Origin of the sequence: Mesorhizobium sp. CA15 (genome assembly GCF_020165215.1) — a bacterium.
In the GTDB taxonomy this organism is placed as follows: Bacteria; Pseudomonadota; Alphaproteobacteria; order Rhizobiales; family Rhizobiaceae; genus Mesorhizobium.
This window is the reverse complement of the sequence record NZ_JAIUHQ010000005.1, coordinates 168,039-193,656: the sequence shown is the minus strand read 5'-3', so window position 1 is coordinate 193,656 and position 25,618 is coordinate 168,039. Positions and strand designations below refer to the sequence as shown.

General features: G+C 64.9%; 27 protein-coding genes. 17 read left to right on the top strand and 10 right to left on the bottom strand.

Annotated elements, in window-relative coordinates:
- Positions 1-147: 147 nt before the first annotated feature.
- The 10 genes from LB515_RS11935 (at position 148) to LB515_RS11890 (ending at position 10,247) form a co-directional block, all read left to right on the top strand.
- Positions 148-816 carry a response regulator transcription factor gene (locus tag LB515_RS11935; protein ID WP_095766367.1) on the top strand — a complete coding sequence of 223 codons (669 nt, stop codon included), beginning with the start codon at positions 148-150 and terminating at the stop codon, positions 814-816.
- Between the two features lie 214 nt (positions 817-1,030).
- Positions 1,031-2,284, top strand: coding sequence for a flagellar hook protein FlgE (locus tag LB515_RS11930; protein WP_095766366.1), 1,254 nt, complete (start codon positions 1,031-1,033; stop codon positions 2,282-2,284).
- A 29-nt stretch (positions 2,285-2,313) separates the two neighbouring features.
- A complete protein-coding gene (gene flgK / locus LB515_RS11925; RefSeq protein WP_224707834.1) occupies positions 2,314-3,765 on the top strand; it encodes a flagellar hook-associated protein FlgK in 1,452 nt (483 codons plus the stop codon).
- A 3-nt stretch (positions 3,766-3,768) separates the two neighbouring features.
- Entirely contained in the window at positions 3,769-4,818 is a 1,050-nt protein-coding gene (locus LB515_RS11920) for a flagellar hook-associated family protein (protein ID WP_224707833.1), read from the top strand.
- Positions 4,819-4,849: 31 nt separating this feature from the next.
- Positions 4,850-5,197 (top strand): flagellar biosynthesis regulator FlaF, encoded by a 348-nt coding sequence (flaF, locus tag LB515_RS11915; RefSeq protein WP_040989989.1) that lies wholly within the window; start codon positions 4,850-4,852, stop codon positions 5,195-5,197.
- Entirely contained in the window at positions 5,194-5,631 is a 438-nt protein-coding gene (flbT, locus tag LB515_RS11910; protein ID WP_095766363.1) for a flagellar biosynthesis repressor FlbT, read from the top strand. Before flaF ends, flbT begins: the two co-directional genes overlap by 4 nt.
- Before the next feature lies 1 nt (position 5,632).
- Complete coding sequence (gene flgD / locus LB515_RS11905; RefSeq protein ID WP_224707832.1) at positions 5,633-6,040, top strand: flagellar hook assembly protein FlgD; 408 nt, start codon at positions 5,633-5,635, stop codon at positions 6,038-6,040.
- 121 nt (positions 6,041-6,161) lie between these two features.
- On the top strand, positions 6,162-6,428 hold the full coding sequence (fliQ, locus tag LB515_RS11900) for a flagellar biosynthesis protein FliQ (protein ID WP_095766361.1): 267 nt from the start codon (positions 6,162-6,164) through the stop codon (positions 6,426-6,428).
- A gap of 159 nt (positions 6,429-6,587) precedes the next feature.
- The gene (asnB, locus tag LB515_RS11895; RefSeq protein ID WP_224707831.1) at positions 6,588-8,453 is read left to right on the top strand and encodes an asparagine synthase (glutamine-hydrolyzing); all 1,866 of its coding nucleotides are present in this window, start codon (positions 6,588-6,590) and stop codon (positions 8,451-8,453) included.
- Positions 8,454-8,603: 150 nt separating this feature from the next.
- A complete protein-coding gene (locus LB515_RS11890) occupies positions 8,604-10,247 on the top strand; it encodes an MFS transporter (protein WP_224707830.1) in 1,644 nt (547 codons plus the stop codon).
- A 13-nt stretch (positions 10,248-10,260) separates the two neighbouring features.
- Here the strand turns inward: LB515_RS11890 and LB515_RS11885 are convergent, their stop codons facing one another.
- The 9 genes from LB515_RS11885 to LB515_RS11845 form a co-directional block, all read right to left on the bottom strand.
- Positions 10,261-10,629 (bottom strand): cupin domain-containing protein, encoded by a 369-nt coding sequence (locus LB515_RS11885; RefSeq protein ID WP_224707829.1) that lies wholly within the window; start codon positions 10,627-10,629, stop codon positions 10,261-10,263.
- Positions 10,630-10,631: 2 nt separating this feature from the next.
- Positions 10,632-12,017 (bottom strand): NAD(P)/FAD-dependent oxidoreductase, encoded by a 1,386-nt coding sequence (locus tag LB515_RS11880; RefSeq protein ID WP_224707828.1) that lies wholly within the window; start codon positions 12,015-12,017, stop codon positions 10,632-10,634.
- Positions 12,018-12,095: 78 nt separating this feature from the next.
- On the bottom strand, positions 12,096-13,208 hold the full coding sequence (locus LB515_RS11875) for an ABC transporter ATP-binding protein (protein WP_224524300.1): 1,113 nt from the start codon (positions 13,206-13,208) through the stop codon (positions 12,096-12,098).
- Positions 13,205-14,002 (bottom strand): ABC transporter permease, encoded by a 798-nt coding sequence (locus LB515_RS11870; protein WP_224707827.1) that lies wholly within the window; start codon positions 14,000-14,002, stop codon positions 13,205-13,207. Before LB515_RS11870 ends, LB515_RS11875 begins: the two co-directional genes overlap by 4 nt.
- Positions 14,002-14,871 carry an ABC transporter permease gene (locus LB515_RS11865; protein ID WP_224524293.1) on the bottom strand — a complete coding sequence of 290 codons (870 nt, stop codon included), beginning with the start codon at positions 14,869-14,871 and terminating at the stop codon, positions 14,002-14,004. The genes LB515_RS11870 and LB515_RS11865 overlap by 1 nt, the downstream gene beginning before the upstream one ends.
- A gap of 22 nt (positions 14,872-14,893) precedes the next feature.
- Positions 14,894-15,967, bottom strand: coding sequence for an extracellular solute-binding protein (locus tag LB515_RS11860; RefSeq protein WP_224707826.1), 1,074 nt, complete (start codon positions 15,965-15,967; stop codon positions 14,894-14,896).
- A gap of 38 nt (positions 15,968-16,005) precedes the next feature.
- A complete protein-coding gene (locus LB515_RS11855) occupies positions 16,006-16,674 on the bottom strand; it encodes a helix-turn-helix domain-containing protein (RefSeq protein ID WP_224543354.1) in 669 nt (222 codons plus the stop codon).
- A gap of 119 nt (positions 16,675-16,793) precedes the next feature.
- Positions 16,794-18,575 (bottom strand): chloride channel protein, encoded by a 1,782-nt coding sequence (locus tag LB515_RS11850; RefSeq protein ID WP_224707825.1) that lies wholly within the window; start codon positions 18,573-18,575, stop codon positions 16,794-16,796.
- A 322-nt stretch (positions 18,576-18,897) separates the two neighbouring features.
- Entirely contained in the window at positions 18,898-19,197 is a 300-nt protein-coding gene (locus tag LB515_RS11845) for a putative quinol monooxygenase (protein ID WP_224707824.1), read from the bottom strand.
- 123 nt (positions 19,198-19,320) lie between these two features.
- Between LB515_RS11845 and flhA the strand changes: the two genes are divergently transcribed.
- From flhA to LB515_RS11810, 7 genes are all read left to right on the top strand, one after another.
- Entirely contained in the window at positions 19,321-21,408 is a 2,088-nt protein-coding gene (gene flhA, locus LB515_RS11840) for a flagellar biosynthesis protein FlhA (protein WP_095766356.1), read from the top strand.
- Positions 21,405-22,157, top strand: coding sequence for a flagellar biosynthetic protein FliR (gene fliR / locus LB515_RS11835; RefSeq protein ID WP_140542845.1), 753 nt, complete (start codon positions 21,405-21,407; stop codon positions 22,155-22,157). Before flhA ends, fliR begins: the two co-directional genes overlap by 4 nt.
- Before the next feature lie 5 nt (positions 22,158-22,162).
- Positions 22,163-22,549: a hypothetical protein gene (locus LB515_RS11830; RefSeq protein ID WP_224707823.1), complete on the top strand. Its 387-nt coding sequence runs from the start codon at positions 22,163-22,165 to the stop codon at positions 22,547-22,549.
- Between the two features lie 70 nt (positions 22,550-22,619).
- Entirely contained in the window at positions 22,620-23,189 is a 570-nt protein-coding gene (locus LB515_RS11825; RefSeq protein ID WP_224707822.1) for a rod-binding protein, read from the top strand.
- A gap of 8 nt (positions 23,190-23,197) precedes the next feature.
- Complete coding sequence (locus LB515_RS11820; protein ID WP_224707821.1) at positions 23,198-23,617, top strand: hypothetical protein; 420 nt, start codon at positions 23,198-23,200, stop codon at positions 23,615-23,617.
- 31 nt (positions 23,618-23,648) lie between these two features.
- The gene (locus LB515_RS11815; RefSeq protein WP_224707820.1) at positions 23,649-24,179 is read left to right on the top strand and encodes a hypothetical protein; all 531 of its coding nucleotides are present in this window, start codon (positions 23,649-23,651) and stop codon (positions 24,177-24,179) included.
- Between the two features lie 190 nt (positions 24,180-24,369).
- The gene (locus LB515_RS11810) at positions 24,370-24,654 is read left to right on the top strand and encodes an SCP2 sterol-binding domain-containing protein (protein WP_027165149.1); all 285 of its coding nucleotides are present in this window, start codon (positions 24,370-24,372) and stop codon (positions 24,652-24,654) included.
- 120 nt (positions 24,655-24,774) lie between these two features.
- Here the strand turns inward: LB515_RS11810 and LB515_RS11805 are convergent, their stop codons facing one another.
- Positions 24,775-25,365 (bottom strand): GNAT family N-acetyltransferase, encoded by a 591-nt coding sequence (locus tag LB515_RS11805; protein WP_140842274.1) that lies wholly within the window; start codon positions 25,363-25,365, stop codon positions 24,775-24,777.
- Positions 25,366-25,618: the final 253 nt, after the last annotated feature.

Below are 25,618 nucleotides of genomic sequence, written 5' to 3'. Positions count from 1 at the left end.
GCGAATACACCAGCGCAACCGCTTTTATTACGGCTCCCAAAAAAACTCCCAAGAAAATAGCTACAAGAAATGATGGTTTTTCAGGATTCATCGAGCCGGGTACGCCTTTCCCCACGGGGCAAGTGAAATGATTCGGAGGGCGGGCCGATGATCGTGATCGTTGACGAGCGAGAGCTCGTGACAGAGGGCTACTCTTCACTTTTCGATCGCGAGGGGGTGGCCACTGCCGGCTTTGCGCCAGGCGAGTTCGGCGAGTGGGTGAGTTCCGCCGCCGACACCGATCTCAGATCCGTCAGGGCCTTTCTCATCGGCGACTGCCGCGAAGGCGCGATATCGCCGCGCCAGATCCGCGACCGCACCGGCGCGCCGGTGATCGCGCTGAGCGAACATCACTCGCTCGAGCACACGCTGCGGCTGTTCGAAAGCGGCGTCGACGATGTCGTACGCAAGCCGGTGCATATCCGTGAGATTCTCGCCCGCATCACCGCCATCCGCCGCCGCGGCTCCGAAGAGGCCGCCTATACCGAGGTCGGGTCGATGCGGATCTTCATGGATGGCCGCGATCCGGAGATCAACGGCGAGCCGCTGCCGTTGCCGCGGCGCGAGCGGCGCATCCTGGAATATCTGGCCGGCAACCGCGGCCGGCGCGTGACCAAGACCCAGGTCTTCAACGCCATCTACGGCATCTTCGACGAGGAGGTCGAGGAGAACGTTGTTGAGAGTCACATCTCGAAGCTGCGCAAGAAGCTGCGCGAGAAGCTCGGTCACGATCCGATCGATTCCAAGAGGTTCCTCGGCTACCGGCTGGTGTTTTGATGGCCGCCCTCGAGCGTGATCCCGAACCGAAGGTCAGCGAAAGCAAAAAGTGGGAACCGGTTTTCGGACAAGGATCATGCTCCAACGAAGAGTCAGAGCGCGTTGGCGATTCAACGAAGCGCCATCGCGGTCTAGGCCCATCCCGCGCCAGCCTCGCGCAAGACACGAGGCATAGTTTTACGGCCTGCTATCCAGGCACTGCGGAGATCCATCGATGAGCCTCTACGGAATGATGCGGACCGGCGTTTCCGGCATGAACGCGCAGGCTAACCGCCTCTCCGCGGTGGCCGACAACATCGCCAACTCCGACACCACCGGCTACAAGCGCTCTTCGGCCGAGTTCTCGTCACTGATCATGCCCGGCACCGGCGGCGCCTATAATTCCGGTGGCGTGACCACCGCGATCCGCTCGGCCGTCAGCACGCAAGGCGTCATGACCTACACCACCTCGGTGTCCGATCTTGCCGTCAACGGCGACGGCTTCTTCGTCGTCCAGGATGCCGGCGGCACGCCCTACCTCACCCGCGCCGGTTCCTTCGTTCCGGATGCGCAGGGCCGGCTGGTCAATGCCGCGGGCTACCAGCTCATGGCCTACGACTACGCCAATGGCGATCCGGCAGCGACCGCCAACGGCTTCGAGGGCCTCGTGCCGGTGCAGATCTCCGATCAGCAAATGACGGCGACGCCGAGCACCGAGGGCCTGTTCTCCGGCAACCTGCCCGCGGGCGCGACGCCGCCCTCCGGTCCGCTGCCGTCCAGCAACAGCGCGACCGCCGAATACACGTCGAAAACGTCGCTGGTCGCCTATGACAATCTCGGCAACAAGAAGCTGCTCGACGTCTATTTCACCAAGACCGGCACCGGAACATGGGAAGTCTCGGTCTTCGATCAGTCGAAGGCGACCCCCGGCACCTCCTTCCCCTATACCGGCGGTGCGCTGGGATCGGCCAACCTCACCTTCGACACCACCACCGGCAAGCTCACCGGCGCGACCACGGGCGTCTCCTTCACGGTTCCGGGCGGCCAGACCCTCAACCTCGATCTCTCCAAGCTGACCCAGCTCGGCACCGGCTTCACCGTCGCCGACGCCAAGGTCAACGGCAACGCCCCGAGCTCCATCCAGAAGGTCCAGATCGGCCAGGACGGCGTCATCTACGCTCAGTTCGCGGACGGCTCGACCAAGGCGCTTTACAAGATCCCGCTTGCCGACGTTCAGAGCCCCGACAACCTCACCGCAATGCCCGGCAACGTCTATGTGCAGAGCACCGACTCCGGCGCCGTCCACATCGGCTTTGCCAATGAGGGCAAGCTCGGCTCCATCGTCTCCGGGGCGCTCGAAAACTCCAACGTCGATATCGCCGAGGAACTGACCAACATGATTGCGGCGCAGCGCAGCTACACCGCCAATTCCAAGGTCTTCCAGACCGGCTCGGACCTGATGGACGTCCTCGTCAACTTGAAGAGATAAACGACGGGCGCCGCCCGTGAAAGATCAGCATGTCGCTTTCCTCCGCACTAAGCATTGCCCAATCGGCGCTCCTGGCCACGTCCAAGCAGACCAGCGTCGTATCGCGCAATGTGGCCGACGCGTCGAACCCTGACTATACCCGCCGCATCGCCGTGGTGACCAGCACGGCGCCGGGCGCCCGGGCGGTGGAAATCCAGCGCGCCGCGAACGAGCTCCTGTTCCGCCAGAACCTTTCGGCCCTGTCGGCATGGAGCGGCCAGAGCGCGCTTTACAACGGCATGGATCAGCTCGAACTGTCGGTCAACGGGGTCGACAATGCGTCGTCTCCCTCGACGGCCCTCGCCAAGCTGCAACAATCTCTGCAGCTTTACGCCACGACGCCATCGAACCAGAACCTCGGCACCAGCGTCATCGATGCCGCCAAGCAGGTGGTGAATTCTCTCAACAGCGGCACCAAGGCGATCCAGGACTTCCGCACCCAGGCCGACAGCCAGATCGCCACCGCCGTCGACGACCTCAACTCCCTGCTCGGCCAGTTCCAGGATGCCAACAAGGCCGTCATCTCCGGCACGCGATCTGGCACCGACGTGTCCGACGCGCTCGATCAGCGCGACGCGCTCCTGAAGAAGATATCGGAATATGTCCCGGTATCGACCTTCACGCGCGGCGACAACGACATGGTCGTCACCACCAAGGACGGCACGACGCTGTTCGAGACCGTGCCGCGCTCGGTGACCTTCGCGCCGTCGGCCGGCTATTCGGCCGGCACGCCCGGCAACACGGTCTACATCGACAACGTACCGGTCTCGGCCGGCACCGGCGACAACGCGACCGCCGACGGCAAGCTTGCGGGCCTGCTGAAGCTGCGCGACGGCGTCGCCTCGACCATGCAGAGCCAGCTCGACGAGATCGCGCGCGGCCTTATCACCGCATTTGCCGAAACCGCGCCATCGCAGCCCAATGCGGCCGGCCTGTTCACATGGTCCGGCGCGCCGGCAATCCCGGCCGCCGGCACGCTGGTCGACGGCCTCGCCGGATCGATCGGCGTCAACGCCGCCTTCGATCCGAGCGCTGGCGGCAATCCCGCGCTGTTGCGCGACGGCGGCGCCAACGGCGCGGCCTATGTCGTCAACACCGGCAACGCATCCTATTCGGACCTTCTGATCGGCTACGGCAACAAGCTCGATCAGCCGATGGCCTTCGATGCCTCGGCCGGCATCGCCGTCAGCTCCGGCGTCTCCGACTACGCGGCCAATGCCATCGGCTGGTTCGAAGGCGTGCGCCAGCAGGCCTCGACCAACGCCGACAGCAAGCAGGCGCTGGCGGCGCGCACGGCCGAAGCGCTGTCCAACGATACCGGGGTCAATGTCGACCAGGAGATGTCCCTGCTTCTCGATCTCGAGCACACCTATCAGGCCTCGGCGCATATGATGAAGACCGTGAGCGACATGCTGGACGCCCTGATGAGCGCGGTAGGATAATTCATGAAAGCGACAGCCGTTTCCTCAGCCGCCATCTCCAACGCCCTGCGTCATCAGCAAGCGAAAATGCAGGCCGACCTTGTGAAGGCGACGACGGAATCCACGACCGGCAAGGTCGCGGATGTCGGTCTGGCGCTGGGCGGGCGCACGACCCAGGCCGTCACCTTCCAGCGCGACCTCGACCGGCTGAACGGCATCGTCGATTCCAACGCGCTCGTCACCGCGCGACTGACATCGACCCAGGATTCGCTCGGCCAGATCGCCGGTGCCGCGCAGAGCTTCCTGTCGGCGCTGACCAGCGGCGTGTCGGGCGACTCCTCGACCAGCATCCTGCAGACCGCCGGCGCCTCGGCGCTGCAGCAGATGACGGGTATTTTGAACACCAGCGTCAACGGCGAATATCTGTTTGCCGGCACCAACACCGACGTCAAGCCGATCGACGATTTCAACGCCACGGGCTCGCCGGCCAAAGCCGCCTTCGATGCCGCCTTCTCGAGCTATTTCGGCTTTGCCCAGACCGCCCCGGCGGCGGCCAACATCACCGCTGCCCAGATGGACGACTTCATCATCACCAAGGTCGAGCCGCAATTCCTGGGCGCCGGCTGGCAGGCCAACTGGTCGAGCGCCACCGATGAGCAGATCACCAGCCGCATCTCGCTCAACGAAACCACGCAGACCTCGGTCAGCGCCAACGAGCAGGGTATCCGCAAGCTCGCCATGGCGTCCGCCATGGTCAGCAGCCTGCTTACCGGCAGCATCAGCGAGGCCGCCCAGAACGCGGTCGTCAGCCGCGCGCAGGCGCTGGTCGGCGAAGCCATCGGCGGCATTACCCAGGTGCGGGCCGAAACGGGCCTTGCCCAGCAGCGCGTATCCGACGCCAGCGACCGCATGAAAACCCAGGTCGACCTGTTCGAGAAGCATATCGTCGATCTCGAAGGCGTCGATCCCGCGGAAGCCGCTACCCGGGTCGCCGACTTGACGCAGCATATCGAGACCTCCTTCGCCTTGACCGCGCGGCTGCAGCAGCTCAGCCTGCTGAACTATCTGACTTGAACACGTAAACCGGAACGCCAGAGCGCCGACGATGTATCAATTCTCCTACGCCGACATCCAGACCGACTCCGTCGCCGATGCCAAGGACCGGGAGCGGCAATTGCTCACCCGGTCGATCGACATGCTGGCAGCGGCAGCAGCCGTTGGCACCGAGTCGATGGAAGCCGTCGAGGCGCTGCATTTCACCAACCGCATCTGGACCACATTTGTCGAGGATCTCGGCTCCAGCGACAACGCCCTGCCCAAGGAACTGCGCGCCAACCTGATCTCGATCGGCCTATGGCTGCTGCGCGAGACGGAAGACATCCGCCAGGGCCGCACCAATAATTTCGAAGGACTGATCGAGGTCTCCCAGATCATCCGAGACGGCATCCAATGACCAACACGCTGAAGATCTCGCTAAAGCCCAACGAGAAGATCTATATCAACGGCGCGGTCATCCGCGTCGACCGCAAGGTCACCATCGAGCTGATGAACGACGTGCAGTTCCTGCTCGAAAGCCACGTCCTCCAGGCCGATCAGGCCTCTACGCCGCTCAGGCAGCTTTATTTCATCGTGCAGATCATGCTGATCAACCCGCTCGGCGCCCCCGAGGCGCGCGAGATGTTCCGCCGCTCGCTGCCGATGCTGATCGCAAGCTTCGACAACCAGGACATCTGCAAGAGCCTGAAGCAGATCGACCGGATGGTCGGCGAGGATGAGATCTACGAGGCGCTGAAAGCGATCCGCGCGCTCTATCCGCTCGAGCGCAGGGTGCTCGAAGACGATGACGACATTTCCCAAACGCCGCGCGCATTGGCTGTAGGAGCATAAAATGGCCGTCGACATGACGACAACGATCCCGGTTGGCGCCAACCAGGCCAGCCAGAAGACTTCCAAGACGGCGGTTGACTACCAGTCGTTCCTGAAGCTCCTGATCGCCGAGATGAAGAACCAGGATCCGACCAAGCCGATGGATTCCACGCAATATGTCGCGCAGCTCGCCACCTTCTCCCAGGTCGAGCAGTCGGTGCAGACCAACACCAAGCTCGACCAGATCATGCAGTCCTCGGCATTGTCGCAGGCCGATGCGCTGATCGGCCGCTCGATCACCTCGGCCGACGGCAAGACAACCGGAACGGTGGCTTCGGTGACGCTCTCCACCAGCGGCCTGATCGCCGTGCTGCAGGACGGCACCCAGGTTCCCGTCGGCGCGGGCGTGTCGATCAAGCCGGCCGCCTGAGCATGTCTCACGAAAGTGGATCCGGTTTCGGGGCAAAGACATGCTTAAATCAAAACCAAAAACAGGTCGCGTGAACTGTTTTTCATGCGACCCGCTTTAGCGGGCTCGGTAGAGGTCAGCCATGAACGAGGCGGATGCCCTCGATATCGTCCAGTACGCCGTGTGGACGGTTCTTACCGCTTCCGCTCCCGTGGTGCTGGTGGCGATGGTCGTCGGCATCGGCATCGCGCTCATCCAGGCGCTGACCCAGATCCAGGAAATCACGCTGACCTTCGTGCCGAAGATCGTCGCCATCATGCTCGTGGTGGCGCTGACCGGCCCCTTCATCGGCGGCCAGATCTCGGCCTTCACCAACGTCATCTTCGAACGCATCGAGCACGGCTTCTGACGCAAGGCAGCGAGCGTCGGGTGGGCTCCGCCCCGACCCGGATGATCTTGCAGCGGCATCTGTAGGAGCTAGATTGTGAAACGCGCCGGCATCGGTCGGCGCCCTTGTCCTAGGCCACTTTCAGGAAGCGATGCATCAGGCAAGAACGGCCGGCGGGCCATGTGCGCAATAGCCGGCGTCTGGCGAAAGCGCGATCCGATCGGCAGCGGCGATCGTCGCGACGTCGCGCGCATGATGCAGGCATTGGCGCATCGCGGTCCCGACGATCACGGCAACTGGAACGACGCCCGCCTGGCGCTCGGCCATCGCCGGCTGACCATCATCGACCCATCGCCCGCCGCGCGCGAGCCGATGCTGACCGCGTCCGGCGACGGTGTGCTGTGCTACAATGGCGAGGTCTATAATTTTCGCGCATTGCGCAAGTCGCTGGAGGCGGAAGGCCTGGCGTTCCGCACGGTGTCCGACACCGAGGTGGTGCTTCAGGCCCTGCATCACTGGGGCCCGCAAAAAGCGGTGCCGTTGTTCGACGGGATGTTCTCCCTCGCCTATTTCGATGCCAGCGCCGGCGCCTTGTGGCTTGCCAGGGACAGGCTGGGCATCAAACCGATGTCGGTCGCCGAGACCGGCGACCGACTGCTGTTCGCCTCAGAGGACAAGGCGATCCTCGCCTGCCACGACTTTACCCGCCGGATCGACACGCGCGAGCTGACGCTGCGGCTGGCCTGGCAGAGCCGCGATTCGAGCTACAGCGTCTTCGACGGCATCGAGCGCCTGCCGCCGGCCGGCCTCTGGAAGATCACGGCGCAGGGCATCGAGAAGCGCCGCTTCTGGCATGTCCTCGACGTCCTGGAGACCGCGCGCATCTCCGGCGACAAGACATCCGACGCCGAACATATGGCGACGCTCCGGACGCTGCTCGAGGAAAGTGTCGAGCTGCATTGCATCGCCGATACCAGCCTTGCCACCGCCTGCAGCGGCGGCATCGATTCCGGCCTGATCACCGCGCTTGCCAAACGCTTCAGGCCTGAGATGCATGGTTACGTCGTCGACCCGAAGCTCGGCCGCAGCGAGGCCGAGGATGCAGAGCGGACCGGTCGGCATGTCGGCGTCAGCCTGCGCCGGGTGCCTTTGGACAAGGACCGGTTCCTCGAGCTCTGGCCGCGCGCGGTCTGGCACCTCGAAACCGACGGCTGGCATGCCAGCCACGCGGCGCTGCTGGCGCTTGCCGAGCAGTGCCGCGCCGACGGCGTCAAGGTGCTGCTGACCGGCGAGGGTTCCGACGAGCTTTTCGGCGGCTACAAATGGCAGGCATCGACGGTCAGGCTCTGGCGCCAGTCCTGGCTGCAGCGCCTGTTCCGGTCGAAGGCCGGGCGTGACCGCAAATTCGCTGAATTGCGCCGCGCCCCGTTCCGCAACTCGATCGGTCGCGGCTCGCCGACGGACCGCGCCATGGCGCTCAGAGCCCTGTCCCCCGAGCTGAACTTCCTGCAGACCAAGCTGTTCGACAGGTTGGACGGTGTCGCGCCGCCCGGCGATCGCGCTTTCCTGGCAAGCTGTTTTTACGACCTCTATTCGCACCTGCAGGACCTGCTGCACCGGCACGACCGGTTGAGCATGGCGGCGTCCGTCGAGCTCAGGGTGCCGTTCCTCGAGAACCGGCTGATCGACTTCGCCCTTCATTTGCCGCGACGACAGAAATATCGCGACGGGACCGGCAAGTGGCTGCTCAAGAAGGTCGCCGAACGCCATCTGCCGCGCGAGAACATTCGCGCCGCAAAGAACGGCTTCGAGATGGATGCCGCTTTTTCGGCTGGCACGCAGGGCCTGCTGCGCGGTGGCCTGCTGCGCGACGCGATGAAATGGTCTGCTTCCGAATTGGACGACCTGATCGACATGGCAAGCAGCCAGGAAACGTCGCGCCTGCGTCTCGTCGGCATGGAAATGCTGCTCAGGCTTTACATGAATGGCGAGACAACAGGCGCGTTGACCGAGGCCCTGCATGCCGAGGAGAGAGGCGCGAAATAACCCAAAGTTGGTCCAGACAGGCCAGATGCTTGGCTTAAAGCTTCGCCGACGCATTTTCGCCTTTGCCATCCTGTTGTTGGGTCGCACTCTTTGGCGAGTCGCCCGCCTGCGCGGGCGCGGCGAGCCTCTATAGCGGACGAAGGCGCAACCATGATCGACGACGAGCCGGAAAGCGAACGCGTCTCCGCGCTGGCGCCGTTCCGGCACGGCATCTTCCGCGCCGTCTGGTCGGCCAGCCTGGTGTCGAATTTCGGCGGCCTGATCCAGGGCGTGGGCGCCGCCTGGATGATGACCACGATCGCCACCTCGCCCTACCAGGTGGCGCTGGTCCAGGCCTCGACCACCTTGCCGATCATGCTGTTCGCGCTCGTTGCCGGCGCCATCGCCGACAGCTTCAACCGCCGCAAGGTGATGCTGGTGGCGCAGACCTTCATGCTGGTCGTCTCGGCGCTGCTGACCTTGTTCACCTGGCAAGGCTGGATGACGCCCTGGACGCTGCTTGCCTTCACCTTCCTGATCGACAGCGGCACGGCGCTGAACAGCCCGTCATGGCAGGCCTCGGTCGGCGACATGGTGCCGCGCGCCAAGGTGCCGGCGGCAGTCGCGCTCAATTCGCTGGGCTTCAACATCACCCGCAGTGTCGGCCCGGCCATCGGCGGCGTCATCGTCGCCGCCGCGGGTGCGGCGGCCGCCTTCGCCGCCAACGCCGTCAGCTATATCGGCCTGATCGTCGTGCTCGCCCGCTGGAAGCCGGCGCTGCCCGAGCAAACCCTGCCGCGCGAGTCGCTTGGCGCGGCGATGGGCGCCGGTCTGCGCTATGTCGCCATGTCGCCCAACATCGCCAAGGTGCTGGTCCGCGGTTCGGCCTTCGGCTTCAGCGCCGGCGCGGTGCTGGCGCTTCTTCCCCTGGTGGCGCGCGATGTCGTCAAGGGCGATGCGCTGACCTACGGCATCATGCTCGGCGCCTTCGGCATCGGCGCGGTTGGCGGCGCGCTGATCAGCGTGCGGCTCAGGCAGCTGCTGTCCAGCGAGACGATGGTGCGCATGGCCTTTAGCGGCTTCGCGCTCTGCGCCCTCAACGCCGCCGTCAGCCACAATGCCTGGCAGACATCGGCGGGCCTGCTCATCGGCGGCGCCTGCTGGGTGATCGCGCTCTCGCATTTCAACGTCACGGTGCAGATGTCGACGCCGCGCTGGGTGGTCGGCCGCGTGCTGTCGATCTACCAGACGGCGACCTTCGGCGGCATCGCGCTGGGCAGCTGGATCTGGGGTGTCGTCGCCGACGCGCATGGCGCGGAGACCGCGTTGACCGCTGCGGCGGTCGCGATGCTCGCCGGCGGCGCCATCGGCTTCGTCCTGCCCTTGCCGCGGCAGACGGTGCTCAACCTCGATCCGCTCAACCGTTTCAAGGAACCGATGCTGGCGCTCGACCTCAAGCCGCGCAGCGGCCCGATCGCCATCATGATCGAGTACATCATCCGCGAGGAGGACGTGCCGGAATTCCTGGCGACCATGGCCGAGCGCGGCCGCATCCGCCGCCGTGACGGCGCCCGCAACTGGACCTTGGCCCGCGACCTCGAAAATCCGTCGATTTGGATCGAGCACTATCACACGCCGACCTGGGTCGAGTATATCCGCCACAACCGGCGCGCCACCCATGCCGACGCCGTGGTCGGCGAACGCATCCGCGCGCTGCACAGCGGCGACAACCCGCCGCGCGTGCGCCGCATGATCGAGCGTCCGACCACCGCGGGCACGACGCTTGTCTCGCCGAAGGGGCCGATCGAGCATTAAGGACTTTCAGGGATCAGCCGGCGCTCTGGATCATGTAGAGCTTGCGCGTGGTCTCGTGGATGCGCCATTCGCCCTTCCATCCCTGCGGCAGGACGAGGAGGTCTCCCGGTCCCAGCTCACGCATCTCGCCATCGGCGCGGCTCACCTCGACGCGGCCGGAGATGATGTGGCAGATCTCTGACGAGTTGGTGCGGTCGGCGGTGAAGCGGCCGGGCGTGCATTCCCAGATGCCGATGTCGAAGCTCCCGTCCGGCGACTGGAAGAAGGATCGCGCGGCCTCCAACTGATCCCCTTGGATCGAGGTCGGTTTCGGTGAAAAGGCGCCGATGTCGGCGTTGGCAAGGTCGTGGAAAGTCGAAAGATCGATCAAGCTGGTCTCCATGATCAATGACCGGTGAGGCTGTCCGCCAGGGCGGCAAGCTTCGAGCTATGGGCAAGCCCGGCAGCCTCGCGGTTATCGGCGATGCGGTAGAGCTGGTACATCGAATGGACGCCCAGCCAGCGGAACGGCTCCGGCTCCCAGGGCCGCACCTTGCGGTTGACCCAGGGCAGCCGCGTCAGCTCGGTATCCTGGCCGAGCACGAGGTCGGTCAGCGTGCGCCCGGACAGGTTGGAGCTCGACACGCCGAGTCCGACATAGCCGCCGGCCCAGCCGATCCGCGTTTTGGAGTCGAGCCCGACGGTCGTGCACCAGTCGCGCGGCACGCCGAGCACACCGCACCAGGCGTGGTCGATGCGGCACCCGGCCGTCTGCGGCAGGAGCGTCGTCAGGATCGCGTGCAACTGGTCGATCGTCGCCTGCTGCGTCTGCCCGTTGACGTCGGTGCGCGACCCGTAGCGATAAGGCACGCCGCGGCCTCCCATGGTGATGCGCCCCTCGCGCGTTCGCTGGGCATAGCAATAGGCATGCGCGGCGTTGCCGAGCAGCTCGTGTCCCTCCCAGCCGATCTTGCGCCAAAGCTCTTCCGACAGCGGCTCGGTGACGATCTGCGCGCTGTTGAGAGCCAGCCATGTCCGCTCCTCGCCAGGAATGCCGGCGGTGAACCCTTCGGTGGCGCGGATGATGGTTTCGGCCCGCACGGTGCCGCGATCCGTGGTCACAACGCCCTTGGCAATCGCAGTGACCGTCGTCTTCTCGTAGATGGAAACACCGAGACGCTCGACCGCTACCGCCAGCCCGCGCACCAGCTTGGCCGGCTGCACACGCGCCTGGCCGTGGATGACGAAGCCTCCCATGACATTCCGGATGTTGATGCGCGCCCGGGTCGCCTCGGCGTCGAGCAGCTCGATGCGTTCGGGATTGGCATCCCAGGAGCGGATCGTCTCGCATTCTTCGCGCACGCGTTCCAGCTGCGCCGGGTTGGTGGCGACCGTCAGATTGTCGACGCGGCGGATGTCCGCGTCGATGCCCTCTTCCGTCGCGACCCGGATCACCTCGTCGACGCAGCCGGCCATCGCCTTCTGCATGGCGGTGACGCCTTGCCGTGTTGAGGTCTTCAGATACTTTTCGCGCGACCAGCCGAATCCGCCCGACAGCCAGCCGCCATTGCGCCCCGAAGCGCCGAAGCCGGCAAACTCGCGTTCGATGAGCACGATGCGCAGCGATGGCTTCGCCTTCTTCAGATAGTAGGCTGTCCACAGCCCGGTATAGCCCGCCCCGACGATCGCCACATCCGCCTCTATGTCGCCCGGCAAAGACGGACGTGGCGCCGGGATATGACCCAGATCCGCATACCAGAACGAGATATCGCCGTTGCGCTTGACTTGCATGGGATGGTTTCCGCCAAAGCAATTCCAGGAAAAGTGTGAAACGGTTTTCCGTCCGGAATTGCGTTTAAACAAAGATGATCAGGTGAGCGTCGTGTCGGCCGTGCTGTCGTCGGGCAGGAGTTTCGCATCGGCGCCGTCGAAGCAGAGCTCGACCTTCTCGCCGAGGCCAAAACTCTCGCCGGCGAGCGGCGAACGCACGATCGCGGTCGAGCCGTCGCCGAGCTTCACTTCGTATTTCGAGCCCGAACCGAGATAGATCGCCTCGGCGATCGTTCCCGACAACCGGTTCGTGCCGGCGGCATCCTGGCCCGGTCGACGGATGGCGAGCTTTTCCGGCCGCAGCAGCATCACCGGATGGGCTTCGCCCGCGAGGCGACGCGGCGCGCTAACTGTTTCTCCGGCGACCGTCAGAGCCGTGCCGGTGCCGTCGCATTTCGCCTCGCCGCGCAGCACGGTGGAATCGCCGATGAACCGGCCGACGAACAAAGTCGTCGGTTCGTCATAGAGCTGGCGACCGGTGCCGACCTGCTCGATGCGCCCGCGATTAAAGACAGCGATGCGATCCGACAGCACCAGGGCCTCCTCCTGGTCGTGCGTGACATAGACGAAGGTGGTGCCGAGCTCGCGATGGATGCGCTTGATCTCGAGCTGCAGCCATTCGCGCAGCTTCTTGTCGAGCGCGCCGAGCGGCTCGTCCATTAGAAGCAGCGGCGGATCGAAGACGATGGCGCGCGCCAGCGCCACGCGCTGCTGCTGGCCGCCCGACAACTCGCTCGGATAGCGATGCGCGAAGTCGCCCATCTTGACCATGTCGAGCGCTTTTGCGACGCGCTTCTTGCGCTCGTCCTGCTTGATGCCGCGCAGTGTCAGCGGATAGGCGACGTTGCGGCCGACGGTCATATGGGGAAACAGCGCGTAGTGCTGGAAGACGACGCCGATATTGCGCTTGTGCGCCGGCACGCCGACGACGCTTTTCCCCCCGACCAAAAGCTTGCCGCTGGTCACGTCGGTAAAGCCGGCAATCACGTTGAGCGTCGTCGTCTTGCCCGAGCCGCTCGGTCCAAGCAGCGTCATGAACTCGCCGGGCTCGATCCTGAGCGAGACGCCGTCCAGCGCCTTGAAGGAGCCATAGGCCTTGCTGACCGTATCGAGGTCGATCGCGGCGCCGCGATTTTCCGCTCTCGGGTTCATAGGCGTCCCTTCCGCTCGCGGCCAAGGAGGAGCATGCCGCCGCCGATCAGGATCGTGGTGGCGAACAAAAGGATGGTGCCGACGGCCGCGACCGTCGGATCGGCGTCGCGCGTGATCGAGGAAAATATCTGCACCGGCAATGTTTTGAGATAGGGATTGGTGATGAACAGCGACACCACGATCTCATCGAGGGAGGTGGCGAAGGCGAACAGCAGGCCCGACAGGATGCCGGGCAGGATCAGCGGCAGCGTCACCGTGCGGAACGTGGTCAGCGCGCCGGCGCCGAGGCTTGCCGCCGCCGTCTCCAGCCGCCGGTCGAACACTTCGAGATTGGCCGAGACCGCGATCAGCACGAAGGGCAGCGCCAGGATGGTATGCGCCAGCACAAAGCCCGTCAGCGTGCCGACGAGCTGCGCATCGAGATAGACGGCATAGATGCCGATGGCCAGAACGACGCCCGGCACGACCATCGGCGTCAGCATCAGCATGCGCAAGAGATTGGCCGGCCGCGCCTTCATGCGGTCGAGGCCGAAGGCGGCCAGCGTGCCGAGCACCGTCGCCAGCACCGCCACCAGCGAAGCGACCTTGAGCGAGTTGAGGAAGCTGGTCGACCATTCCGGATTGGTGGCGAAGTTCTGGTACCACTGCCAGGAAAAGCCCTGCGGCGGAAAAGCAAGCGACTTGTTCTCGTTGAACGACATCGGCACGACGACCAGCGTCGGCGCCACCAGCCAGATCGCCACGAGCAGGCAGACGAGGCCGAGGATGAGGCGGGTGAGCGGCTTCATTTCCATCAGCGTCGCCCCGCTTCACGATACCTGGACCGCATCACCGGGGCCGCCAGCGCCAGCAAGACGAAGGTCGCGACCAGGAGCACCACGCCCATGGCGCCGCCGCGTCCCCATTGCAGAAGGCTCAGCACCTGTGTCTGCACCAGGGTCGACAGCATGGTGGAGCGCGGTCCGCCGAGCAGCGCCGGCGTGATATAGAAACCCAGCGCCAGGATGAAGACGATGATGGCGCCGGCATAGACGCCCGGCAGCGACAGCGGCAGGTAGACCGTGAAGAAGGCGCGCGACGGCCGCGCGCCCAGGCTTCGCGCCGCTTGCACCAGCCTGAGGTCGATGCCCTTCATCACCGAATAGAGCGGCAGGATCATGAAGGGCAGCAGCACCTGCGCCATGCCGATCACCACGCCGGTCTGGGTGCGGATCAGCCGGACCCCGTCGAAGCCGGCTGATCTCAGCAGCGAATTGATGACGCCGGAATCCTGCAGCAGGATCACCCAGGAAAGCGTGCGCACCACGCCGCTCACCCAGAACGGGATCAAGACGCAAAGCACCAGGACGAGTCGCGCGCGCGGCCCGACGGCGGTCATCAGATAGGCGTAAGGGTAAGCGCAGAGCACGCAGACCACGGTCACCCAGGCCGAGATGGTGAAGGTGCGCTGAAGCACCATCAGGTTGACGGGCGCGCCGAAGAACCAGGCGTAGTTCTGCAGGCCCCATTGCGGCTCAGACAGGCTGCGCAGCACGATGGTCAGCAGCGGGTAGCCGATGACGGCTACCAGCAGCACGAGTGCCGGCAGCGTGAGCGCGTACGGCCGCCATGCCCAGCCCGCCCGTTGCGGGGCGGAGGGCGTCGTCGGTTCGAGCGCGCTCACGGACTTCGCCTCTCTCAGCCGGTCAGTTGCCGGCCATCAGCGCGGACCACTTCTCCTGCGCCACGGCGAAGTTCGGCACCCAGAACTTGAAGTTCTGCTTGTAGCCCTGCTTCTGGCGCTCCGGCGTGTTGGTGAGGAAGGCGGCGACGGAAGCGTCGACCTTGGGCCGCGCCTCGCTGTTGATCGGCGTGTAGGAGGTCTTCTCGGTCAGGATCTCCTGGGCATTCTTGCCGAGATAGGCGTTGAGCAGCGCGTAAGCGGCATCCGTGTCCTTGACGCCGACCGGGATCGTCATCTGGTCCATCACCACCAGCCAATCCTGCCATGCGGGTGCGTATTTGGCGCCGTTCTTGACCGCGGTCATGGCGCGGCCGGTCCACATCATCAGCATGTCGGCCTCGCCGGATTCGGCGAGCTGCTGCGATTCAGCGCCCGTCTTCCAGAAGATAGTGTCGGGGCCGAGCTTGCGGACCACGTCGATGGCCTTGTCGATATCGGCTACCGTCATTGCTTTCGGATCGCCGCCGGCAACCTTCAAGGCCTGTTCGAGCAGGCCGCCGGTCGGGCTGCCGGAGCCGTCGATGCCGCGCACGCCTGGGAACTTTTCGGTGTCGAAGAAGTCGGCCCAGCTCTTGGGCGGACTATCCTTGTACTTCTCCTTGTTGTACATCAGCACGACACCGTAGTTCATCGCCGGCACCGAGCATTCGCCGACCTGGCCTTCCGGGATTTTCGAGACGTCGAGCTTGGTCAGGTCGAGCTTCTGGAACAGCTTGCCGCAATAGACGTAAGGCGGAAGGTCGTCGGTATCGACGACGTCCCAGGTGACATTGCCGGATTCGACCTGCGCCTGCAGCTTGGCGATCTCGGTCGGACCGTCATTGAGCAGCTTGACGCCGGACTTGTCGACGAACTCCTTCAGCGCCGCCGTCTGGCCGTCCTGATAGATGCCGCCATAGGAGACGAAGGTCAGGGTCTTGCCTTTGAGCGAGCCTTCCTTCACCTCGCCTGCCACGGGCTTGTCCTGCGCGAAGGCCGCGCCGGTCAGAACGCCGAGCGCCAGGACGGCGCCGATGCCATATCTCGATTTCAACATAACGATGACTCTCCCATTCATGCCCGCATTTTGGTCGGTTACCTGGCGGCGGGCGGTTTCCAGGTCGTGTATTGGTCGAGCTCGGCGCGCGCCGAGGTCGGCGGCGCGATGATCCACATCACTTCGGCCCGGCCGCTGCCGATGTTCTCCGTGCGATGCGGAGTGGCCGTTGTGTATTCGACGCTGTCGCCCTCTTCGAGGACATGACGCGCCTCGCCGAGCGAGACCTCGACAATGCCGCGCAGCACGATCAGCATCTCATGTGCGTCGCCATGCGTGTATTGGTCGGGGCCGGTCGAGCCGCCGATCTCGAACTCGCCGACATAGACTTCCATGTCGCTGAGCGGCGGCCGCGACAAGAGCATCTTGCGGCAGCCGTCGCTGGGCGGCAGGCTTGGGCGCTCGCTGCGCCTGAGCACACCGTGGTGATTTTGAGCCGCGCTTTCCGCAAACAGCAGCGCGACGCTGACTCCCAGCGCGGAAGCGATCTGATTGAGCGATGCCGTGCTGGCGCCGGTCAGGCCGCGCTCGAGCTGGCTGATGAAGCTGGCGCTGGTTCCGGTCGCCTCGGCGAGGTCGCGCAAGGAAAGGCGGCGAGCAAGGCGAAGGCTCTTGAGCCGCATGCCCAGAGCCTGATGGGCAAGCGTTGCGGCCGCACCGGCGGCGTTTGCCGCCTGCGCCCGACCGTTGCCAGATGCCTTGGGCATTCATGTTCCTCCACTGAACAACTTGTACAGTACCACTGTACAGATGGCAAGAGGCATGGTTGCGCGGTCGGGCCGCATCCTCGCGGCTGCCGAGCCAGGGCTTCAGTTGAAAGAGAGGGCTAGCCCTCGCCGGAAAGATCCCGCCGCGCCTTGTCGAGCTCTTCGGCATAACGGCGCATCAGATGGCTTTCGGTGAGCAGGCCAAGCACGATGCGCTCGTCGAAATCCTCGACCACCGCCAGTTCCTCGGCCCCGGTGCGCTGGAAGGTCTCGGCGGCGGTCTGGACATTCATCGACGGCACCAGCACCGCGTCCTTGAACTGGGCGAGCGCGCTCACCGGCATTTCGCCATCGGAGCGATCGCTGTGCAGTTCCGGCACCAGCAGCATGCCGACATATTGGTCGGCCTGCTCGACGGCGATGACCCGCTGCGCCGAGCCGAGCGGGATCTCCTTGCGGAATTCGGAGAGCGTGGTCGAGGCAGGGACGGTGCGGACGTCCTTGCGCATCATCGAGCCGACGGTGAGGCTGCGCATCCAGCCGACGTCATGGGCGCTGCGGATCGTTTCGCCGCGCAGGTGGAAACGCCAGGTCGAGAAGGAGTAGCCGAAGGTCTCGCGCACCAGGATCGCCGACATGATCGAGGCGGCCAGCACCACGCCGGTGAGCGTCAGGTCGCGGGTGGATTCCAGCGCCAGGAACGTCATGGTCAGCGGACCGCCGACGACGCCCACCGCAAGCGAAGTCATGCCGACGACGGCGGCGACCGCCGGGTCGATGCCAGCCGACGGCGCGGTCAGCGCCATGACTCCGGCAAAGACCTTGCCGAGCAAGGCCCCCAGGAACAGCGAAGCGAAGAACAGGCCGCCGCGGAAGCCCGAGCCGAGCGAGATGGCGGAGGCCGCCAGCTTCATCACGAAGACGCTCGCCACCACGGGAAGGGCATAATTCATGGCGAACTCGCGGTGCAGCGCGCCATGGCCGCTGGAGAGTACCTGCGGCGTGACCAGCCCGAGCAAGCCGACGAAGATGCCGCCGATGAACGGCCTGACCGACACGTCGATCGACAACCGTACAAAGAGCCGCTCGACGATGCTCACCAGATGCATGATGGCGATCGAGGCAGCCCCGCCGAGCAGCCCCAGAAGCAGGAACGGCACATACTCGCCGGCGGTCAGGTTCGGCAGACCTGAGAGTTCCAGCGGGAACGGCACGCCGCCGAACATTTCCGCCGTCAGCGAAGCGGCGATCGCCGCCGCCATCACCGGCGCCACATTGGCGACGGAGTAGATGCCGATGACCAGCTCGAAACCGTAGAAGGCGCCGGTCAGCGGCGCGTCGAAGGCGGCGGCGATCGCGCCGGCCGCACCACAGCCGACCAGAATGCGCACGTCATTGCGGCGCAGGTGGAAGGCGCGGGCAAGTCGGGAAGCTACGCCGGAGCCGATCTGCGTATAGCCGGCTTCCAGCCCGACCGAGGCGCCGAAGCCGCTTGAGATCATCGTCTGCGCCACGATGATGAAAGTATCGGTGAGCGACATGCGCCCGCCATAGAGGGCGTTGGCTTCGATCGGGTCGACAGGTGTGCGAAACTTGCGCTTTCTGAGCCAGATGACGGAAAAGCCGAGCAGCAGGCCGCCGATCGCCGGGAACATCGCCTGCATCGGATCGGCGAGCGAGAACATTGCTGAAAGCCGCCCGCCCGGCTGCACGTCGAACAGCAGGTAATGTATGCCTTGCACCAAGGCGCTCATGCCGGTGACCAGCGCGCCCGCGATGACGCCGACCATGCCGGCCATCAGCACGATCACGATGCCGCGCGCCTCGAGCACGGGGATCGAGCTGATCAGCACCGCGCGAAGCCGGCGGGCGTAAACTTGTGGGTCGTTTCTGGCAGGCAACGAAGCGGCTCGCCGGTATGCGAAAGATAAGAACTGCCGTGCCTGATACGCGCGGCGGCTTTGCGTGGCAATCGCAATGCCGACCGCATGTGGCGCCATTTTGGCGTTGCGCCGCATTAGTCTTAAGCAAGACTTGCCGCGTGACCAGGAGATAGACTTAGTCGGGCACCGGTATGGTGAAAGGGCCGGAATCGTCTTGTACGACGAAGATCGCCAGCAGCTCCGCCCGCCGGCCTCTCCGCCGAGGAGGAACGCGCTGTGCGGCGCTGGCTGGTCGCCGTCGCGACCGCGGATGCGGCACAGCCGTAAATGCCTCACACGATCAGGTCGGCGCGCCGCCGTCCGTCTCAAAAAGCGTGAGCTTGCGCTCGCCGATGCCGAGCTCGGCCCAGCTCGCGCGCCATTCGGCGATATGCGCCGATTTGAAATGCGCTTCGAGCGCGGCGCGGTCGCTCCAGGCCTCCGAGACATGGATGAGCCCGGCATCCAGCACATCCTGCGCGTAGGAATAGCCGAGGCAGCCGGGCTCGGCGCGGCTCGCCGAGATCATTCGCTGCATCGCCGGCTTTGCCTGTTCGAGCCTGTCGGGCGGCAAGCGGACCGTGCCAATGATCAGGAGCATGCGATTTCCTTCCGATAGGTGGCTAAGGCGCCGTAGCCGCTCTCCCACCTTCGCGCAAGCTTGGAGGGTTACGGTCGAGGGCCTGCCCTGTGCGTGGCGGACGGCCTGGATTTTGAGGACGACATGGCGATCAGCGAAACACTTCCGTCCGGCCTGGCGGTCAAGAACGGCCGTGACATCTTCTTCGCGCTCGGCATCGTCTTCATCCTCGCAGTGCTGTTCCTGCCGATTCCGGCCTTCCTCATCGATATTGGCCTTGCCTTCTCGATTGCGCTTTCGGTGCTGATCCTGATGGTGGCGCTGTGGATCCAGCGGCCGCTCGACTTCTCATCTTTCCCGACCGTGCTGCTCATCGCCACCATGCTGCGGCTATCGCTCAACATCGCCACCACCCGCATGATCCTGTCGCACGGCAACGAGGGCACGCATGCCGCCGGCTATGTCATCTCGGGCTTCTCGAAGCTGGTGATGTCGAGCGACTTCGTCATCGGCCTCATCGTCTTCATGATCCTGATCGTGGTGAACTTCATCGTCATCACCAAGGGCGCGACCCGTATCGCCGAGGTCGGCGCGCGCTTCACACTCGACGCCATTCCCGGCAAGCAGATGTCGATCGACGCCGACCTTTCCGCCGGCATGATCGATGAGAAGACCGCGCAGCTGCGCCGCCGCGAGCTGGAGGAGGAGAGCTCCTTCTTCGGCTCGATGGACGGCGCCTCGAAATTCGTGCGCGGCGACGCCATCGCCGGCCTGATCATCACCGCCATCAATATCGTCGGCGGCATCGCCATCGGCTATCTGCGCCACGGCATGGGCCTTGGCCAGGCGGCCGACGTCTTCATCAAGCTGTCGGTCGGCGACGGCCTCGTCACCCAGATCCCGGCGCTTATCGTCTCGCTCGCCGCGGGCATGCTCGTCTCCAAGGGCGGCACGCGCGGCTCGACCAACCAGGCGGTGTTCGGCCAGCTCGGCGCGCATCCGCGCGCGCTCTACGTCGCGGCCTCGCTGCTGGTCATCCTCGGCCTGATGCCCGGCCTGCCCCTGTTCCCCTTCTTCGCGCTTGCCGGCGGCATGGCCGGCCTCGGCTACATCATCCCGCTGCGCCTGAGCCGCGAGCGCGCCGCCGCCGAAGCCCTGAAGACGCAGGAAAAGGCGAACAAGGTCGAGGAAGAGAAGAACTCGGTCAAGGCCTCGCTGGTCACTGCCGAGATCGAACTTCTGATCGGCAAGCAGCTTTCGACAAGGCTGATGGTGGCGCATCAGGAACTGGTGTTCCGCATGTCGAAGATGCGCAAGAAATTCGCCCAGCAATATGGCTTCGTGGTGCCGGAGGTGCGCGTCGCCGACGACTTCGCCATCCCGCCGAAGAGCTATCAGATCAAGGTGCACGGCACTGTGGTCGCAGAATACCAGATGCGCGTCGGCGAGATCATGGTGCTGCTCGGCACGCGCGGCGTGCCGGAAATCCCCGGCGAGGAAATCCGCGAGCCGGCCTTCGGCATGCGCGCCTATTCGGTGCTCGAAACCTTCGCCGAGGATCTGAGACGCGAGAACTTCACCTTCGCCGACAACATGTCGGTGCTGCTCACGCATCTCTCCGAGGTCATCCGCAACAACCTGCCGCAGCTTCTGTCCTACAAGGACATGAAGGCGCTCCTGGAGCGGCTCGACCCGGAATATCGCAAGCTCGCCGACGAGATATGCACCTCGCACATCTCCTATCCGGGCCTGCAGGCCGTGCTGAAGCTGCTGCTCGCCGAGCGCGTCTCGATCCGCAACCTGCATTTGATCATCGAGGCGATCGCCGAGATCGCGCCACATGTGCGCCGCACCGAGCAGATCGTCGAGCACGTGCGCATCCGCATGGCGCAGCAGATCTGCGGCGACCTCTCCGAAGGCGGCACGCTCAAGGTGCTGCGCCTGGGCAACCGCTGGGATCTCGCCTTCCATCAGAGCCTCAAGCGCGATGCCAAGGGCGAGGTGCGCGAGTTCGACATCGATCCGCGTCAGCTCGAGGAATTCGGCCAGGACGCCACCAAGGCGATCCGCAAGCATCTCGAGGCCGGCGAGCGTTTCGTGCTCGTCACCGCGCCCGACGCCCGTCCCTATGTGCGCATGATCATCGAGCGGCTGTTCACGACGCTTCCCGTTCTCAGCCATGTCGAGATCGCCAAGGGCGTCGAGATCAAGGTGCTCGGAACAATCTCGTGAACGCGCTCTCGCAAGGCGTCGTCATCGCCGCCTTCCTTGCCTTCTGCCGTATCGGCGCCTGCTTCATGCTGATGCCCGGCCTGTCCAGCGCCCGCGTGCCGCTGCAGATCCGGCTGTTCGTTTCGCTCGCCGCCACCGGCGGCCTGCTCGCTTTCCTATGGGACCGCATCTACCCGTTCGTCGATCCGCGCCCGCAGGTCCTGGCGCCGATGATCGTCTCCGAGCTCCTGGTCGGCGGCCTGATCGGCGCCATGACCAGGCTCTACATGGAGGCGCTGCGCTTCATGGGCTCGGCCATCGCCATGCTGATTGGCTATGGCGGCTCGGGCGGACCGGCGATCGAGGAGCCGGAACCGCAGGCGGCCCTTGCCGCCATCATCTCGTTCTCGGCGCTGCTTCTGCTCTTCGTCTTCGACTTCGACCACGAGATCGTCAAGGCGCTCGTCGCCTCCTACACGGTCGCTCCGGTCAACGTGTTCTTCAACCCGCAGGCGGCGCTGGTCGACGTCACCGACACGGTATCGGATGCCTTCTTTCTGGTCATCCGCCTCGGCAGTCCCTTCGTCGCCTATGCCATCCTGGTCAATCTGACGATCGGCTTCGTCAACAAGCTGACGCCGCAGATCCCGGTCTATTTCATCTCGCTGCCCTTCGTCATCGCCGGCGGAATGATCATCTTCTATTTCGCCGTCGGCACCTTGCTGTCGCTGTTCGTCGACGGCTTCGTCGACCTCACGCTGGCGAGATAGGCTCCATGACCGCGCGAAAGGACCGCCTGAAGAAACTGGTCAAGGTGCAGGAACAGTTGAAGGCGCTGCACGAGACCCGCCACGCCGGCTTCCTCGCCGCCGCCGTCAAGGCTGAAGCGGAGGCCAAGGAGCTGATCGAGCGCTTCGACACCGACAGCTCGCTGGCCGGCCTCTTTCCCGCGCTCTACCACCGGCGCATCACCGACGCGCTCGGCCGGCAGCAACAGAACCTCGATAATGCCCGCCAGGAAGCGGCGCTGATCGCCACCGCGACGGCGCGCACCAACATGGTCGAGCGCGCCTACAAGGAGGTGCGCCGCCGCGACGAGCGCGAGCGATCCGACCGCGAGCGCCTCGATCTGATCATGCAGAAGCGGGCCTCCGACGGCTGATCATCGCAAGCCTGCCACAAGCTTCTTCAGTCATTGTGCAACTAACAAAACCGGCAAAGGGCGGACTTTCTTGGCCATTTCCCCACCCAGCGACATCGTCATGGACGTCGCCCGCGCAGCGGAGCCGGCCGATGTCGAGGCCGCGCGGGCAGCGCTCGCGAGAAGGGCGAATGGCGCCTCGGCACCGTTCGCGCTCGATCCCCCCGCGACGGTTGATGCCGGCTCCATTCTCTCGCGTGCAACGGCGGACAAGGCGGAAGCCGCCAATCCGGCGAAGAAGTTCCAGCGCTTCGAGGCGATGGTGCTGACGACCTTCATCCAGAACATGATGCCCAAGGACACCGAGGGCGTTTACGGCAAGGGCTTGGCCGGCGACATGTGGAAGTCGCAGCTCGCCGAAAAGGTGGCCGATGTCATGGCCGCGCATGGCGGCATCGGCATCGCCAGATCCATGCTTGCCGACCATTATCTCGACGGCAAGCACAAGGTGCCGGTCGGCCCCGTCGCGGGCGGAGCGCAGAAAACCGAGATCGACCGGCAGACCCGGCTTTCGACCTCGATGATCGAGGAGCTTGAGCGCAAAGCAGCACGGTCGATGACCGGCGACGAGACGACCATAAAAACAGATATCAAGATCTAGGGACCTACATGGCCGACCAAACGGACCTTTCCAGCCTTCCCGCACGCACCAGCGCAATGGAGGCGCCCGCCGCCGCGCGACCCGGCAACCTCGCCGCCATCATCGGCCGCATCGAGGAAGTCGTGGACGAGGAAACCGCCGGCATCCGCAGCGGAACGGCCTATGACCTCAAGGCCTCGAACGCGCGCAAGAGCCGGTATCTCTACGAGCTGAACCGCGCCATGAAGGGCGCCAACGAGATCGAATTCCTCGAGCAGCATCGCGAAGGCCTGCTGCGGCTGCGCCAGAAGCTGGCCAGGAACGAGGCGGCGATCCTTGCCCATCTCAACGCGGTCAACGAAGTCGCCACGCTTTTGAGGAACGCCATCCAGCGCGCCGATACCGACGGCACCTATTCGGCCGGTGAGTTCGGAATGGCGCGAGCCTGATTGAGATGATTGAGGCGCAAGGACAGACCCGGTGATAAAATTCATCGCCGCCGCGCTGTGGATCTGCGCCGTGACGCTCGGCGCGGTCTTCTATTCCTTCCAGGCGGCGGGCCAGCGCGGCGCGGCCGAGCCGCCGAAGCCGATGCTGGGCGGCCTCGACTATGTCAAGACCGACATCATCTCGGTGCCGCTGCTGCGCGACGGTACGATCGAGGGCTATTTCCTCACCAAGCTCGTCTACACGGTGGAGCCGGACCAGATAAAGAAGCTGTCGATCCCGGCGCAGGCGCTGATGACCGACCAGGTCTATTCCTATCTCTATTCCAACCCGCAGATCGATTTCACCAAGAAGGAATCGATCGATCTCGACGCCTTCCGCAAGTCGATCCGCGACACCATCAACACCCGCGTCGGCGTCGAGCTGGTGCACGAGGTGTTGATCGACCAGGTCAACTTCCTGTCCAAGGACGATATCCGCGACAACGCGCTTCGACGCCGCAAGAATGCCGGTGACACCGCGGCGGCGATGACCAAGCCTTTCCAGGCGGCGCCGGAGCATTGACTGCGTGGCCGCGTCCGCGGCGATAGACATGGCCCAGTTCTCTTAAGCGATATGACGCATGGTGACCGCGTTGACGTAAACGTCAACTCGAAGCTATATGCGCCTGTGGTCGCGCTGGAGCGCGGCGCGTCTACCTCGCCCAGCGGCCAAGCGCCGGTGCGCGTCAACGCAACCAACGAGGAGAACCGCCATGGGCGTTCAGGAGATTGCCGACAAGATCAAGTCGCGCGTGGCAAGCGCCGGCTTCGAGCATTCGGTCAAGTTCGACACCGGCAGCGACGGCGTCATCGTCATCGACGGCGCGACCGTCTCGACCACCGACGCGCCGACCGACTGCACCGTCAAGCTGTCGCTCGACGATCTGGATTCGCTGATTGCCGGCGACCTCAATCCGACCATGGCCTTCATGTCCGGCAAGCTGAAGGTCGAGGGCGACATGACCGTCGCCATGGCGCTCAGCCAGCTGCTCGGCTGATCCTTCGCAAAAACAGCAACGCCGCCCGATGGGCGGCGTTGCTGTTTTTGTTGAACCTAAAGCGATTCCAGGAAAAGTGCGTAGCGGTTTCCGTCCGGAATTGCGTGAAAAACAAAGGCTTCAGGCGACGAAACCCAGCGCCTGTCCTTTGATCTTGCGGCCGGCGGCCTTGATCGTGCCTTTGGCGCCGTCCAACGCGCCTTCCTGCAGTTCCAGCGCCAGAAGCCGGTGCCGCTCATAGGGGCCAGGCATGGCAAGCGCCCCCGTGCGGTCGGCTGAGAAGCCGAACCGTCCATAATACGGCGCATCGCCGACGAGCAGGATCGCGCCATGGCCGAGCCGCGCCGCTTCGGCGACTGCATGCCGCATCAGCGCCGAGCCGATGCCGCCGCTCTTCAATCCCGGCTCGACCGCGAGCGGGCCGAGCAGCAGCGCAGCCGGACCGCCCTCCCCCAACCTCACATCCCACAGCCGCACCGTGCCGACGACCGCGCCCGACGCATCGCGGGCGACAAAGGCCAGGCCTTCCGAGGGCCGGCGGCCGCGCCGCAGCTTCTCGGATGACTTCTTCTTGCGCTTCGGCCCCATGGCGCGGTCGAGCAGCGCTTCGCGCGCCGCGACGTCGCCCGCGCCTTCGCCAAGAATGACGAAGGCCGGCGCCTGGGCGGCCCCCTCGTCCGGCGCGCCGCGCGAGCCAGCCTGTGCCCGCAGGGCCAGGGAGGGCGCAAACCCATTTTCAGGCGAAGTGGAAACCGGTTCGCCGTAAGAAAATGCGCCGAGAAGCGCTGCCGTCGAGCCGTTCTCCCCCGCGGAGAAAAGCTCAGCCAACGGTCCGGACGAGGGGGCAATTTCAGTGGCCGCGAAGGCCGATTTGGTCAGGTATTCCATGTCCGCGATCCTTCACGAGCGGAGATCTGTCCCACAAGCGAGCCCGGGCGGGCGACATGCGCCCGCGCCGGTTTGA